Origin of the sequence: Rhizorhabdus dicambivorans (assembly GCF_002355275.1) — a bacterium.
In the GTDB taxonomy this organism is placed as follows: domain Bacteria; phylum Pseudomonadota; class Alphaproteobacteria; order Sphingomonadales; family Sphingomonadaceae; genus Rhizorhabdus; species Rhizorhabdus dicambivorans.
This window is the reverse complement of the sequence record NZ_CP023449.1, coordinates 4249731-4263573: the sequence shown is the minus strand read 5'-3', so window position 1 is coordinate 4263573 and position 13843 is coordinate 4249731. Positions and strand designations below refer to the sequence as shown.

Here is a 13843-nt window from a genome sequence, read left to right as displayed (position 1 = left end):
AACGCGCCTTTCGATCTCAGCGCGGGCCGCGGATCAGTCGGCCGGGCAGGGCGCCGGTTGCCGCTCCATCGCGATAGGCCGGCACGCCGTTGACGATCGTCGCCCGATATCCGGTCGCGCCCTGGTGCAGGCGGCGGCCGCCCGCTGGAAGGTCGCGGCGGATGTACGGAAGCTGGAGCCCGAGCCGATCATAGTCGATCAGGTTGAGATCGCCCCTCAGGCCGACGGCGATGCGGCCGCGATCACTGAGGCCGACCGCGCGGGCGGTGTCGTGCGACAGCGACTTCACGGCCTGGGGCAGGGCGATCAGGTCGCGGCCACGATCGCGGGTCCAATAGGCCAGCAGCGTGGTGGTGTAGCTGCTGTCGCAGATCATGCCGTAATGCGCGCCGCCATCGCCCAGCGCGATCAGCGTATCATTGCGCGTGAGCAGCGGACGGACCTCGTCGAGGCTGTGCCCGACATAGTTGGCGGCCGGCCAGAGCAGGAGTTTGGTGCCGCCGTCCGAGATCAATATGTCATAGGCGAGTTCGGCCGCGCTGATCCCCATGGTCCGGGCGCGGGCGGCGAGCGTGTCTTCGGGGCCGGGCTCGTAATTCGGAGGATCGCCGAGCTCGCACAGAGTGTCGATCGCGCCGGTGATGCGCACGAAGGCCGGGTTGCTGTGCTCCGGTCGTTCGGCCAGCAGCCGGGCGCGGAGCGCCGGATCGCGCATCGCCGCGACGCGCTCGGCCAACGGCAGATGCTCGATCGCCGCGTAGCTGGGCCGGAAGCGAAATGGATGGAAGGACAGATCGAGGCCGAACAACACGCCGAGCGGACGCGGGCAGACCTGGGCCAGCATCGGCAGCCCTTCGGCCCGGATCGCCTCCAGTTCGCCCAGGATGATATTCAGCTGCTGCGGACGTTCGCTCTTGTGCAGCAGGGTGAACGACAGCGGCCTGCCCGATGCGACCATCAGGCGGCGCATCATCGCCATTTCCTGCACCGGATCGGTATCGTCGGCCGCCGTGCGGGGAATGATCTGGAACACGCCGGCCCCGGCATCGCGCAGGCCATGGGCGAGCGCGATGAGTTCCTCCTCCTCGGTCAGCACGCTCGGCGCGAGCGCGCCGGCGCGGGTCCGGTGGCTGAGGCAGCGCGAGGTCGACACCCCCAGCGCGCCCGCGCGAATCCCCTCGGTGACGATCCTGCGCATCTGGGCGAGATCGTCATGGGTCGGCGGCTCCAGATCGGCGCCGCGTTTCCCCATCACGAAGACACGAACCGCCGAATGGGGAACCTGCACGGCGAAATCGATATCGCTCCTGCGGCTCTCCAGGCTGTCCAGATATTCGGGAAAGCTTTCCCAGTTCCAGGGAAGCCCCTCGGTCATGACGATTTCGGGTATGTCCTCGACACCCTCCATCACCTTCACCAGCAGGTCGCGGTGATCGGGCCGGCACGGCGCGAATCCCACGCCGCAGTTCCCGGCGAGGATCGTCGTGACGCCGTGCAGCGAGGAGGAGGCCAGCCTGTCCTCCCAGGTGATCTGGCCGTCATAATGGGTGTGGATGTCGACGAAGCCGGGGGTGACGAGCAGGCCCTTGGCGTCGATCTCCTCGGCGCCCGTCCCGGCCACCCGCCCGATCTCGACGATGCGGCCGCCCTGCACCGCGACGTCGGCCTCGAACAGCGCGCCGCCCGATCCGTCCGCGATCGTGCCGCCCCTGATCACCAGATCATGTCGACACTGCATGGGGAACTCCTTTCACATGATGGTCGTCGGGCGGCCTTCGGGCTCAGGGCATCCATGAGCCGCCATTGACGTGGATCGACTGGCCGGTGACGTAGCGGCCGGATTCAAGGCAGAGATACAGCACCGCCGCCGCCTGATCCTCGGCGTCGAGCACCACGCCCATCGGGCTGGCGAGGGCCCCGGATTGCAGCGCGGCGTCCATCGATTGCCGGTCCGGAAAGCGGCGGCGCAGCATCGGCGTGTCGGTGAAGAAGGGCACGACCACATTCGCCGTCACGCCGTGCCGCCCAACCTCCTTCGCGAGAATCTTTGTGAGGGCGGGGATGGCGGCCTTGGACACGGCATAGGCACCCCCGCCGGCTTCGAGCCGATAGCCCGCCGCCGAGCCGATATTGACGATCCGGCCCCATCCGCGCCCAATCATGGATCGGGCGGCCACGCGGCAGCAATGCAGGGTGCCGTAGAGGTTCAGCCGGAGTATCGCGTCCCAGCGTTCCAGATCGATCTCGGCCACCGCATGTCCGCTGTTGCCGCGCTCGTTCGCGCCGGCGCTGTTGATCAGGATATCGACCGGGCCCAGCCGGGTCATGGCGGTACGATGTGCCTCCTCGACCGAGGCGAGGTCGGTGACGTCGACCGGCAGGGCGCAGGCGGAGGCGCCGGTCGCCTCTATCTCCGCGGCGACGGCCGCCGCCGCGGCAAGGTCCAGATCGGCCACGGCGATGGCGGCGCCGTGCCGAGCCAGCGCCAGCGCGCTGGCCCTGCCTATTCCCGACCCTCCGCCGACGACGAGCGCGGTGCGTCCTGCAAGCTCCGGCGCCCCGCTCATGCCACGGGCTCGACCCGCGCGCAGGCGATGGCGAGTTCCAGCGTGTCGAAATATTCCTGGAAAAGCGCGATCTTGCCGTCGACGACCCGGAATATCCCGACATAGGTCTGCCGATAGGGGCGCCCGGTCGGGCGGACTGTCGCATTCCCCTTGAAATGGGCGATCATCCAGCCGGGCTCGGCCATGTCGCGCACCTCGATATCCGAGAAGGTGAGGCCGATCATGCGGTCTATCGACGGGGCCATGCGCTGTTCGATCTCGGCGCGGCCTTCGAAGCGCTGCTTGAGAAAGGGCAGCTCGAAGACGCCATCCTCATGCATCACGGCGAACATCGCGTCCCAGTCTCCCTTCGACTGGGCGGCAAGCAGCGCCGGGATAAGATCATGATCGGATGCCATGGTGTGCTCTCATTGTCCCAGGGGTCTGGCGGACCAGCCGCCCTTTTCGAGCGACGTCCGTTGATGGCGGGTCCAGAAATTGCCCGCGCTGAAGCCGCCATCGACGAGGATGGAGGTGCCGTTCACATAAGCTGCGCCGGCCGAGCACAGGAACGCGACCACATGCGCGACATCGGCAGGGGTGGCGAGACGGCCGGCCGGAATGCAGTCGATCAGCGGCTGTTCGGATCCCGGCTTGCGTTCGAGCGCGCGTTCGAGCGATTCGGTGCGGGTCGCGCCGGGAATGACCGCATTGGCGGTGATCCCGCGCGGGCCCAGCTCCATCGCCAGATTGCGGATCATCGCCTCGATCGCGGCCTTGCCGGCGCCGATCAGGCCATGGTCGGCGACCGCGAGCCTGCTGTCGAGCCCGCTGATCGCGACGATGCGGCCGCCCTGCTCCATATGGGGCGCCAGCCGCGAGACCAGTTCGGCGAGGCTGCCGGCGATGACCTGTACGGCGTCGTGGACCTGCTGCCAGCCCGAGACGCTGATCGGCCAATGCAGCCCGGTCGCGGCATTGGTGACCAGGCTATCGATCCGCCCGAAGCGATCGATGGCGACATCGGCCAACTGCGCCAGAGATGCAGGATCAGTGATGTCGCAGACATGGATCATCGCCTGCGCACCCAGCGACCGGCAGGTCGCGGCGGTCTCCTCGGCGGTGTCGCTCCGTGTGCGATAGCCGATCACCAGATCATGATCGATCGCGAGCCTCGTCGCGATCGCCTGGCCGATGCCACGGCTCCCGCCGGTAATCAGTGCGGTGCGGCGCCGTGGGCTGCTGCTCATTCGATCACTCTGGCATGATAGTCGACCTCGCGAAGGCGCTGCAGGAACTCGACCGGGACGCCGTCGGGATCGGCGACGTAGAAGCTGCGCAGCGTGCCGCTGGCATTGTCGATCAGGGGCGACGTGATCGTGACGTCGTGGCGCTGCTTCAGTTCGGTATATCGTGCGTCCACATCGGGCACGAAGAATGCCAGATGTGGGCTTCCGATATTGTTGTGGCGCAGATCGAGCCGCTCCCCACCGCCGCTGAGATACTGGTTGAGCTGCAGCAGGAAGCCGTTGCCCGACAGCATCACCGACAGCAGCCGCGAACCCGGATTGTCGGTCAGCCGATCGAATGCCGCGCTGGCATGGTCCACCGGCGTCGCTTCCTTCAGCCCGGCGACATCGACGTAGAAGCGGATCGATCGCCCGATATCGCCGACCGTCAGGCCGATGTGGAACAGGTCGGCCACCGTCAGCGAAGCAGCATGGGCACGGAAACCGGGGCACGCTGCTTCAGCACGCCCTCGACCCGTGGCACGAAGTCCGGTGTCTCCAGCCGCAGTCCCGGATAGCGCTGGACGATCCTCGCGACGGCGGTGCGGGTGACCATGCGGGCGAGGCCATTGCCGATGCAGTGGTGGACGCCATGGCCGAAGCTGGTGAGCGTCTTCCAGTCGGTGGGCCGGGTGATGTCGAAGCGCAGCGGGTCCGGGAAACGCTCTGGATCGTAATTGCCGCTCGCGCTCAGCGTGTGCACGGGCATCCCCTCGGTCACCTGCGCGCCCTCGAACTCGAAGTCGCCGGCCGCATACCGCAGCGACGCATAGGATGAGGGGTCCATGCGCAGCGATTCGGTGATGGTGCCCGCGATCAGTGCCGGGTCCTGCCGGAGCAGGGCAAGCTGGTCGGGATGCCGGCCCAGCCGCCACAGCGTCCAGGCGGGATAGTTGATCAGCCCGCCGATACCCGCCGAATAGAGGATGACCAGCGTGGCGAACAATTCCTCCGCGGTGAGCTCGCTGCCCCGCTCCTGGGCCTGGATCATGTTGCTCACCAGATCGTCGGTAGGCGCGGCCCGGCGGCGCGCGATCGCGTCTTCGCAATAGCGCCAGGCGCGATCCCATGCCGCGTGATAGGCATGCTTCTCCGCGGCATTGCCTTCCAACTGGCTGAAGGCGGCGCGCTGGGCGGAGATCAGCCCGGTAAAAATCGGCCAGTCCTCGGACGGAATGTCGCAGACCTGGCCGAGCAGGGTGTGCATGGCGATCGGCACGGCGAAGTCCGACACGGCGTCGAACGGGCCGTCGATCGCATCGACCTCGTCCAGCACGCGATCGACCTGGGCGGCAACGCTCTGTTCGAGCTCGACCAGCTTGCGCGGCGAGAAGGCCGGCGCCATCAGCCGCCGCCGCCTCGTATGGGTGGGCGGATCGGAATCGGTGACGCTGGGCATCGAATTGAAAAAGTAGAAGCCCTGGGTGCCTGGATAGGGCCGCTTCACGCTGGAGAAGCGGGCATGATCTTCCAGCACCGCGCGGGTGTCGGCCATCCGCGTGCACACCAGCTGCGGAGCGCCCTCCACCATGATGTAGAAGGGCGGCTCCGTGGCCCATTTCACATAATATTCATAAGGCTGCTGCTTGATCGATCCATAGATATCGACATCCCGAATCTTGGATGGATCAAGCGTAATCATCTGGACAGCCTCAATTTCTGAGAAAATCATCATTCAGTTCAAGGAAAATCCAACGGTTACCCCGTAGCTGATGGGCCGGTTGTTCGCGACCTGATAGGCAAGCGACTGGGGCGACAGATAGATGGGATGGACGTCCTTGGTGAGGTTCTCACCCCATAGCCGCACGAAATAGCGGTCATCGGGGCCGTAATAGGTGATCGAGCCGTTGACCGTCTCAAACGCCTCGACATGGGCGTTTATCCCGCCGGGCGACACATCATAGCCATCGTTGTAATAGGCCGACCCGGACAGGGTGATCCGCGAGTTGCCGACCGGGATGTCATAATCGAAGCCGATATTGGCGGTGATCTTCGGCGCGAAGACGGTGTCGAAGCCCTTCGCGTTGAGGCCGACCTGCACATTGCCGCCGGTGGGCGTGCTGGTTCCCGCGACGACGCGCGGTACGAAGACCGAGGCGGCCGGATATTTGGTGTATTTCGAGTGCAGCAGGTTGAGGCCGGCGCGGATCTTGAGCACGTCGCTCGGCACCGCTTCGAGGTCGATATCGAGGCCGTAGGTCTCGGCAGCACCGGCATTTTCGGTGGTCGTCAGGCTGTTGGCAGCGGAAATGAGCTGCACCTGGATATCCCGATAATCATAATAGAATGCCGCGATGTTGAAGCGGAGCCTGCGGTCGAAGAACTCGCTCTTGAGGCCGATCTCATAGGCGTCCAGCGTTTCGGGATCGACGGCCGGAGGGTTGGCATTGACCACGGTGGGGTTGAAGCCGCCGCTCTTGAAGCCCCGATTGTAGCTGATGTAGCCCATCAGATCATCGTTGAACTGATGATCATAGGCGGCGCGCCACGTCACGCGCGAGAAGCTCTTGGACGTATCGACCGCCGCGAGCTGCGTGTCGAGGAAGGATGCCGGGGCACCACCCACGCCCGCCACGCCGGTCCGCCGGTACTGGATGCCCTTCAGCGCCTTGCTCTCATGGCTGTAGCGCAGGCCGACGGTGATCTGGTCGGCGTCGGTCAGGTGATAGGATGCCTGGGCGAAGGCGGCCTTGCTGCGTGTGGTGGCCCGCGTCGTGAAACCGACCACCGACGCGCCCGGCACGAGCAGATCAGCCGGCGTCACCGGCGGCGGCGGCACGTTGCTGGCGCTGTTCAGGCCGCGCTGGTTGGCGTTGTTCGCATAGCCCTGATTGTCCCAGATATAGTAGAGCCCGGTGATCCACTGCAGCGGGCCGCCCTTGTTCGAGACGAGCTGCAATTCCTGGGAAGCCTGCCGGCCGCTCTGCGGCGCGGCCGAATAGGCGAGATTGGCCGGGGACAGATCGCCGTCGGAGAAGGAAAGGGCCCGGCCCTTGCGATAGCCGCTGATCGAGACCAGATCGGCGAAGCCCGCATCATATCGCATGTTGAGGGTGATGCCGTGTGATTTGTTGGTGATTGTCGGCACGCCGCTGAGGCGGGATTCATAATTGTTCGAGGTGGTGGGGATGCCGCGCGACGCGGCGGTGGACAGCGTGCCCGGCAGCACGTGGACCGAAAGCGACGAGTTGTCCGAGTCATCGTTGTACAGGAAGGACAGCCGCGCATCGAACCTGTCGCTCGGTGACCAGCGCATCTTGGCCGACAGTGCGAAACGATCGGTTATGGCGATGTTGCGGCCGAGGGCGCGATCCTTGACATAGCCGTCGTCCTTGCGGAGCGCGATGCCGACATTCGCGCCCAGCGTCTCGGTGATCGGCGCGCTGGCATAGGCCCGCAGCCGCCTCTCGTCGAAACGGCCGTAGCCCGCCTCGATCCTGAATTCCGCGCGCTGGCCGGGATCCTTGGTGATGACGTTGATCGCACCGCCGGTGGCGTTGCGGCCGAACAGCGTGCCCTGCGGCCCCTTCAGCACCTCGATCCGCTCGATGCTGTTGAGGTCGAAGATGTTGGACGCCTTGTTCGCCTGGTAGATGCCGTCGATGTAGATCGCGATCGAACTGTCGAAGCCATTTTGCGACAGCGACGAGCCGATGCCGCGAATATAAGGCAGGAAGGCCGCGGCAACCTGATAGGTGACCAGGCCCGGGGTCAACTGTTGCAGGCCGGCCGTGCCCTGGATGCCGGCCGATGTGAGCATGGATTCGGAAACCGCCGTCACCGAGATCGGAACTTCCTGAAGGTTCTCGCTGCGCCGCTGGGCGGTGACGACGATCTCCTCCAGCCCGCCCGTGGTCGCAGCGCCGGTTTCTTCGGCCGCGATGGCCGGCATGACCGGCGCGAGCGCGGCTATCGTCGCCAGGCATATGGCACGCGAATAGAGGTGGGTGCGCTTATTTCTCATCTGGGTTCCCCTCCGAAATCCGAGATTCTCTGCGCTTTGCGGAGACAATCTCGCTCCGCTGCGACAATTCTTGTTTTCGATCCGGTATCATCATGTTGTTGGGAAGACGTTCAAGCCACTTTATCAGATATTGATCATCAAATTCTCTCATGCAGATTTAGAAAAATCCTCGTGCATATAGATGAATGCTGAAGTGATGTTTCTAGTATAAGATTAATATCTTGTTCGATATCGACTGATTTCGAATTTTAATCGATCGGCGATATGATCGAGATGGAAAAGGCAAAGGAATGTGGCAATGGCGGAGTCGATCTCGGACCTGGATTTTCATCTGACCGATCCGGCTTTCTTCGCCACCGGCGATACGCATGCGCTGTGGCGGCGATTGCGGACGGAGGACCCCGTCCACTGGACGCGGACGCGATACGATCGGGGTTTCTGGTCGGTCACGCGATATCGCGATGTGCGCAAGGTCTATCTGGAGCCCAATTTGTTCAGCGCGCAGCGTTCGGGCGCGACGCTGCCGCTGAGTGCGGAATTCGCCGATCCGGAACGGTCGCCGAGCCTGAAGCTCGCGATGGAGGGCGCGATGCTGCCGTCGAACGACCCGCCACGGCACAACAAGATGCGACGCGCACTGCACGATCGCTTTCTGCCGAAGGCAGTGGCCGAACTTGATGGGTTCGTCCAGTCGCTGGCGACCGACCTGATCGGCGATCTCATCCGTTTCGGCGAGTGCAACTTCGTCGACGATATAGCGGCGCGACTGCCGGCCGCGGTGATCTTCGAGATCATGGAGATTCCGCGCGAGGACTGGCCGATGCTGTTCCGCATGGCCAATATGGGGATCGCCCCGGCCGATGCGGACTATGGCGGCGGCAGCGCGCTGGAGATGCGGACCAAGGCGCTACGCACCATTTTCGACTATATACTCGATCTGGTGAAGCAGCGCCGGGGCAAGGGCGGTACGGACCTGCTCAGCATCCTCGGCCGGGTCGAGATCGACGGCGTTCCGTTCACCGACAATGAGATCGGCTATAACGGCTTCATGTTCGTCGCGGCGGGGCAGGAGACGACGCGCAACACGATCGCCGGCGGCATATATGAGCTTATGTCCCAGCCCGAAGAGATGCAGCGGTTGCGCGCGAATCCCGGCCTGATCGAGACGCTGCCCGATGAGTTCGTGCGCTGGGTAAGCCCCGTCACCCATGTGTTGCGCACCGCCACCGCGGATACCAGCCTGGGCGGCAAGGATATTCGCGAAGGCGACTGGGTGGTGTTGTGGAACGGATCGGCCAATCGGGATGAGAGCGCCTTCCCCGATCCCGACAGGTTCGACCTGGGGCGACAGCCCAATCTGCACCTGGGCTTTGGCGGCGGCGACCATTTCTGCCTGGGTGCGGTGGTCGCGCGGCTGCAGATCCGGCGCATCGTGCAGGCCTTCCTTGATCATGTGGAGGATATCGAACTGGTCGGGCCGGTCGAGCGCGTCGCCTCGCACCAGTTCCCCGGCTATAAGCGGATGCCGGTGCGCGTGACGCCGAAGTGCCCCCAGCCGGCGATCTGATCGCCCGCTTCCTGTCGCGGATCAGATCGCGGGGCCCACGGTCGTCCATCCGCCATCCACCGCGAGGACGATCCCGGTGATATAGGCGGCATCGTCAGAGGCCAGGAATAGCGCCGCCGCAGCAGGATCGCGCGAGGTGCCGAGGCCGAGCAGGTGCCCGCTCTTGCCCTGGGCGAGATGCGGGACGGCCTCCAGCTTCTTGAGCACCCGTTCGGTGCGGATGCCGCCGGGCGCGATCGCGTTCACCCTGATATTGTCATCGGCATAGTTGACCGCCATCGACTGGGTCAGCGCCAGCACGCCGCCCTTGGCGCAGGTATAGGCATCGGTGTTCGCGATCCCGCGCAGCGCCACCGTCGAGGTGGTGTTCACGATCGCTCCGCCGCCGTCGGCGATCATGTGCGGGATGGCGAGGCGGCAGCACAGGAAGGTTCCGAACAGGTCGACGCGCATCGTCCGCCAGAACTCGTCGATCGATACATCGGTGACTTTGCCGTCGCGCGAGGATGAGCCGCCCGCATTATTGTAGAGGATGTCCAGCCGGCCGTGGCGCGCCATGGTGAGATCGAGGGCCTGTTGCACGCTGGCTTCATCGGAAACGTCGGTCGGGATGAACAGGGCGTCGCCGCCGGCATCGCGTATCAGGGCTTCGGTCTCGCCGCCATTGTTCGTGTCGACATCGGCGATGATCACGCGCGCGCCCCTTTCGGCGAACAGCAGGGCCGCCGCGCGGCCGATTCCGATGCCCGCACCGGTAATGAAGGCCGTTTTTCCGGTGAGATTGGTCATTGCCCCGCTTTCCATCCATATGCTGACTGAAAAACGAATAACATTCCATTATTCAGAATTAAAAGGTGAAACGGATTCTGTTCTCGTCTCGGTGCGCATTGTCCTGCGAAATACCGCGAGGTGCATCCCACGCCGATGGAGCGAGAGCACATATCGGTGGACGGTAAATGGGCGCACCGATACGATCCGCTGAACAACGGTGGGATCGAGGAGCTTGGGCGAGATGGCGGATGCCGCCAGACCAGCGGATCGCTGCGCGGGAAAGGGCGGGCCCCGCCCCTTGGGCGCCAAGCTGTTTTCGCCCCCTCCCTGGCACGCCCGGGAGAACCCGGTGCGCGATCGTCAGAGCTGAACCGAGGAGGCACCCATCGAACCCCTCAAGCCGCCCCCTCCGATCGAACTTCGGCAGCTCTACGCCTTCATGATGTTGGCCGAAGAACTGCATTTCGGCCATGCGGCGCACAGGCTCGGCATCGCCCAGCCGCCTCTCAGCCAGCAGATCAAGCGGCTGGAAGCCGCGGTCGGCCATGAGCTTTTCCACCGCAGCACGCGCAAGGTGTCCCTCACGCCGATCGGCGCGGAACTGCTCGAAACCGCGCGTACGCTGCTGGTTCAACTGGCGATCGGGCTCGATCGGATAGACCATCTGGCGATGGAGGGCGCCAGCCGCATCGCGGTCGGCTTCACCGCCACGACATCGCTGCGGATATTGCCCGCGATCGTCCGGAGTTTCCGTTCGGAGCACCGCGATACCCAGATCGAACTGATCGAGCTTCTGCCGGGACAGATGCGCGGAGCGCTGCTCGCCGAGCAGATCGACGTCGCGCTTGTGCGGGGGCCGCAGATCATGGCCGATCTCGAAGCGGTGACCCTGATGATCGAGCGCTTCGTCGCGGTGCTGCCGGAAGGGCACGACATGGCAAGCCCTTCCGCTCCGTTCAGTCTCGCCGAACTGGCCGAAGAGCAGTTCGTGCTGTTTCCACGGGATCGCGCTTCGGAATATCTGACGCGGACATTGCGGCTTTGCGAACAGGCGGGTTTCGTGCCGAATGTCGTCGAAGTCCATGGCTGGCAGACCGCCATCTCCATGGTCGGATCGGGCATGGGCGTCTCGATCCTGCCGGAAAGCGTCGCGATGCTGGGGACGCCGGGGGTTGTCTATCGGCCGATCGACTCAAGCGGCTTTCCGGTGTGCCTGTTGCGAAGGAAGGACGACAAAAGCCTGGTGGTCCGCCAGTTCATCGACTGCGCAACGGCGGTCGCCCCTTCGTTCGAGATTTCCGCCTGAATCGCCCTGATTTCGTTGGCGCCGGGCCGTTCAGACGGCGACGTCCATCTTCTCCACCTCTGGCGCGCCCAGCAGCATCGCGCCCAGCCGGGGGCGGAAATCCTGGAAGGCATCGGAGGCCTTATGGTCGCTGAACGCCTCCTCGTCGCGATAGACCTCGATCACGCGATAGGCTCCCGCGCGGTCGGCATGCGCCATGTAATATGCCAGGGTACCGGGTTCATTGGCGCGAACATGAGCGGCGACCTTGGCGAACGCCTGTTCCAGCGTCGCCGCATCTTCCGGAGCAACGCGGATCGAAGAAATCAGAGCGAACATCGGTTTACCTTCATCATGGCCAGTAGTGCTGCTTCCCCGTGCCAGGATAATTCAGGATCAGGATTGATGGAGGGACAATATCGCATGCCGGAATTGCTTATCGTCATGGCTGTGGCGACCAGCTTTAATCGGTGCCCGCGATATCCTGTTGCTTGAGAAAATTTCGATGGCTTTGGCGTTTTTTTCCCCATGCCGCCAGAGTCTCTTCGGCTATGACCCTTCATCCAGGCAGGAAACGCACCGGCAGCGATCGGCGGGCGGCGCCGGGAAAATCCATGAGCGCCGGGCTTATGCGACTTCGAGAATGTCTGCGATGTGAGGTTGGTATCGGATGCCGAAGGTTATTTTCCAGCATAGTGACGGGGCCCGGACCGAGGTCGAGGGAAGTATCGGCGATACGCTGATGCATGCCGCGACCGGGCATGGCGTTCCCGAGATCGAGGCCGAATGTGGCGGCTTCTGCAATTGCGCGACCTGCCATGTCTACATCGACGCGCAATGGTCGACCAAACTGCCGCCGATGTCCCAGCATGAGGACGAGCTTCTCGACGGCACGGTTGCCGAACGGCTGCCGACGAGCCGGTTGAGCTGCCAGATCGAGCTGACCGAGGAACTCGACGGGATCATCGTGACGACGCCGAACCGCCAGACCTGATCGCTGATCGGCTGCCGATCGGCGCAGGTGGGTAATGCTCAATTCGAGAGTTTCTGATCAGGGGTTGGCGATGGTGGACATTCCGGTAATCGATCGCGCGAAGCTGGTCGATATCGACCTATATGGAGCGGTCAAGCGCAGCCCCGGGCGTTGCTTTGTCGATCTCGCGCAGCGATCGCCCTTCTATATCGAGGCGGGTGGCGTCCCGCAGGCCGTCGTCTCGCGGCACGAGGACGTGAAGATCGTCTTGTCCGAACCCGCGAGATTTTCGAGCCGCAAGCGCCCCTGGGGCGGGACGGGCGGCTTCTATTACTACAACTCGCTGCCGGTGGTGACCGACAACGATCCGCCCGATCACGCCAATCTCCGCCGCCTCATGGCGCCGGCCTTCTCGCCGCGCAAGCTGGCCTCGGTCGAGGCGGGCGTCCGCTCCTTCGTCGCGACGCAGCTTGATGCGTTGCAGCGGGAGGGCAGGCCGTTCGACCTTGTCGCCGATTATGCCCACCCCTTGTCGGTACATGTCCTGTTCGAACTGCTGTTCGGCTTTCCCGAGGGCGAGTGGTCGATCTTCACGCGCCTTTCCGATGCGCAGAAGGCCGCTTTTTCGACGCTGGATCCGGGACCGGAGCATGTCGCCGAATATGAGGCGGCGTGGGAGGCCGCGCGGAGCTATTGCGCGGACCTGATCGAGAAGCGCCGCGCCGCGCCCGGCGAGGATCTCGCCAGTGCGATCATCGCCGCCCACGACGTCGAAGGCCGCATCACCACCGAACAACTGTTCGCGACGCTGATGGTGCTGTACTCGGCGGGCATCGGCGGCATTATCAACTACACCGCCTGGACACTCTACCTGCTGTGCCGGCATCCCGATCAGCGGGACCTGCTATTGGGGGACCCGTCGCTCGTCGAAGGCGCGATTGTGGAATCGCTGCGGATGAGCCCCAGCGTCTACACCGCGCTCCGCTACGCGACGGGCGATTTCGATTTCGAAGGGCTGCACCTGTTCGAGGGCATGCCGATCCACGTGATCTGCTCCGCGCCCGGCTATGATCCCGGACGGTTCGAGAATCCCCTGCGCTTCGATATCCGGCGCAACATCGACAGCCGCGACATGATGGCATTCGGCTATGGCATCCACCATTGCATCGGCGCTTCTCTCGCGCGGATGACGGCACGGATCTCGGTGCAGGCCGCGATAGAGAGATTCCCCGGGCTGCTCCTGTCCGATCCGGGCGTGGAGCCCGACATCGTCGGTGTACCCAAGGAGCGCGGCCCCCGCGAAATATTCGTCCGGCCGATGTGAGGCCGGCTGTCGGCGGAGTGGAGCGAGAGATAAAATAGCAGGCAATATCTGGCTGTCCAATTGCTCGATTTTGCATCGGCATTTCGTGTCTGGCCGGGCCCTGGGACGTCGAAAATTCGCACAC

General features: G+C 64.2%; 13 protein-coding genes. 4 read left to right on the top strand and 9 right to left on the bottom strand.

The genetic code is table 11. The features are described from left to right. Positions 1-16: 16 nt before the first annotated feature. Genes CMV14_RS20035 through CMV14_RS20005 form a run of 7 tightly spaced genes read right to left on the bottom strand, consistent with a single transcriptional unit; the run spans position 17 to position 7799 of the window. Positions 17-1738: an N-acyl-D-amino-acid deacylase family protein gene (locus CMV14_RS20035; RefSeq protein WP_066966248.1), complete on the bottom strand. Its 1722-nt coding sequence runs from the start codon at positions 1736-1738 to the stop codon at positions 17-19. A 43-nt stretch (positions 1739-1781) separates the two neighbouring features. After that, the gene (locus tag CMV14_RS20030; RefSeq protein WP_066966245.1) at positions 1782-2567 is read right to left on the bottom strand and encodes an SDR family NAD(P)-dependent oxidoreductase; all 786 of its coding nucleotides are present in this window, start codon (positions 2565-2567) and stop codon (positions 1782-1784) included. Continuing rightward, positions 2564-2965: a nuclear transport factor 2 family protein gene (locus tag CMV14_RS20025; protein ID WP_066966243.1), complete on the bottom strand. Its 402-nt coding sequence runs from the start codon at positions 2963-2965 to the stop codon at positions 2564-2566. The genes CMV14_RS20030 and CMV14_RS20025 overlap by 4 nt, the downstream gene beginning before the upstream one ends. Positions 2966-2974: 9 nt before the next feature. After that, the gene (locus tag CMV14_RS20020; RefSeq protein WP_066966241.1) at positions 2975-3796 is read right to left on the bottom strand and encodes an SDR family NAD(P)-dependent oxidoreductase; all 822 of its coding nucleotides are present in this window, start codon (positions 3794-3796) and stop codon (positions 2975-2977) included. Beyond that, the gene (locus tag CMV14_RS20015) at positions 3793-4251 is read right to left on the bottom strand and encodes a VOC family protein (RefSeq protein ID WP_066966238.1); all 459 of its coding nucleotides are present in this window, start codon (positions 4249-4251) and stop codon (positions 3793-3795) included. Before CMV14_RS20015 ends, CMV14_RS20020 begins: the two co-directional genes overlap by 4 nt. Positions 4252-4253: 2 nt before the next feature. After that, positions 4254-5477, bottom strand: a complete 1224-nt coding sequence (locus CMV14_RS20010) for a cytochrome P450 (RefSeq protein ID WP_192876300.1) — start codon at positions 5475-5477, stop codon at positions 4254-4256. 33 nt (positions 5478-5510) lie between these two features. Beyond that, the gene (locus CMV14_RS20005) at positions 5511-7799 is read right to left on the bottom strand and encodes a TonB-dependent receptor (protein WP_066966231.1); all 2289 of its coding nucleotides are present in this window, start codon (positions 7797-7799) and stop codon (positions 5511-5513) included. A 298-nt stretch (positions 7800-8097) separates the two neighbouring features. Between CMV14_RS20005 and CMV14_RS20000 the strand changes: the two genes are divergently transcribed. Beyond that, positions 8098-9366, top strand: coding sequence for a cytochrome P450 (locus tag CMV14_RS20000; protein ID WP_083215982.1), 1269 nt, complete (start codon positions 8098-8100; stop codon positions 9364-9366). A gap of 21 nt (positions 9367-9387) precedes the next feature. On the opposite strand, the gene CMV14_RS19995 is transcribed toward CMV14_RS20000, so the two are convergent. Then, positions 9388-10155, bottom strand: coding sequence for an SDR family NAD(P)-dependent oxidoreductase (locus tag CMV14_RS19995; protein WP_066966228.1), 768 nt, complete (start codon positions 10153-10155; stop codon positions 9388-9390). A 421-nt stretch (positions 10156-10576) separates the two neighbouring features. Here CMV14_RS19995 and CMV14_RS19990 point away from each other — a divergent pair, with 421 nt between their 5' ends. After that, positions 10577-11443 (top strand): LysR family transcriptional regulator, encoded by an 867-nt coding sequence (locus CMV14_RS19990; protein WP_066966225.1) that lies wholly within the window; start codon positions 10577-10579, stop codon positions 11441-11443. A 30-nt stretch (positions 11444-11473) separates the two neighbouring features. Here the strand turns inward: CMV14_RS19990 and CMV14_RS19985 are convergent, their stop codons facing one another. Beyond that, entirely contained in the window at positions 11474-11761 is a 288-nt protein-coding gene (locus tag CMV14_RS19985; RefSeq protein WP_066966222.1) for a putative quinol monooxygenase, read from the bottom strand. Between the two features lie 331 nt (positions 11762-12092). Here CMV14_RS19985 and CMV14_RS19980 point away from each other — a divergent pair, with 331 nt between their 5' ends. Beyond that, on the top strand, positions 12093-12416 hold the full coding sequence (locus tag CMV14_RS19980; RefSeq protein WP_066966220.1) for a 2Fe-2S iron-sulfur cluster-binding protein: 324 nt from the start codon (positions 12093-12095) through the stop codon (positions 12414-12416). Positions 12417-12486: 70 nt separating this feature from the next. Further along, the gene (locus CMV14_RS19975) at positions 12487-13719 is read left to right on the top strand and encodes a cytochrome P450 (RefSeq protein ID WP_066966218.1); all 1233 of its coding nucleotides are present in this window, start codon (positions 12487-12489) and stop codon (positions 13717-13719) included. Positions 13720-13843: the final 124 nt, after the last annotated feature.

Bases quoted from the DNA above. Each gene is read 5' to 3' on its own strand.
- CMV14_RS20000 (WP_083215982.1), top strand. From the start codon at position 8,098: ATGGCGGAGTCGATCTCGGACCTGGATTTTCATCTGACCGATCCGGCT.
- CMV14_RS20010 (WP_192876300.1), bottom strand. From the start codon at position 5,477: ATGATTACGCTTGATCCATCCAAGATTCGGGATGTCGATATCTATGGA.
- CMV14_RS20025 (WP_066966243.1), bottom strand. From the start codon at position 2,965: ATGGCATCCGATCATGATCTTATCCCGGCGCTGCTTGCCGCCCAGTCG.
- CMV14_RS19990 (WP_066966225.1), top strand. From the start codon at position 10,577: ATGATGTTGGCCGAAGAACTGCATTTCGGCCATGCGGCGCACAGGCTC.
- CMV14_RS19975 (WP_066966218.1), top strand. From the start codon at position 12,487: ATGGTGGACATTCCGGTAATCGATCGCGCGAAGCTGGTCGATATCGAC.
- CMV14_RS19985 (WP_066966222.1), bottom strand. From the start codon at position 11,761: ATGTTCGCTCTGATTTCTTCGATCCGCGTTGCTCCGGAAGATGCGGCG.
- CMV14_RS20020 (WP_066966241.1), bottom strand. From the start codon at position 3,796: ATGAGCAGCAGCCCACGGCGCCGCACCGCACTGATTACCGGCGGGAGC.
- CMV14_RS20030 (WP_066966245.1), bottom strand. From the start codon at position 2,567: ATGAGCGGGGCGCCGGAGCTTGCAGGACGCACCGCGCTCGTCGTCGGC.
- CMV14_RS20035 (WP_066966248.1), bottom strand. From the start codon at position 1,738: ATGCAGTGTCGACATGATCTGGTGATCAGGGGCGGCACGATCGCGGAC.
- CMV14_RS20005 (WP_066966231.1), bottom strand. From the start codon at position 7,799: ATGAGAAATAAGCGCACCCACCTCTATTCGCGTGCCATATGCCTGGCG.
- CMV14_RS19980 (WP_066966220.1), top strand. From the start codon at position 12,093: ATGCCGAAGGTTATTTTCCAGCATAGTGACGGGGCCCGGACCGAGGTC.
- CMV14_RS19995 (WP_066966228.1), bottom strand. From the start codon at position 10,155: ATGACCAATCTCACCGGAAAAACGGCCTTCATTACCGGTGCGGGCATC.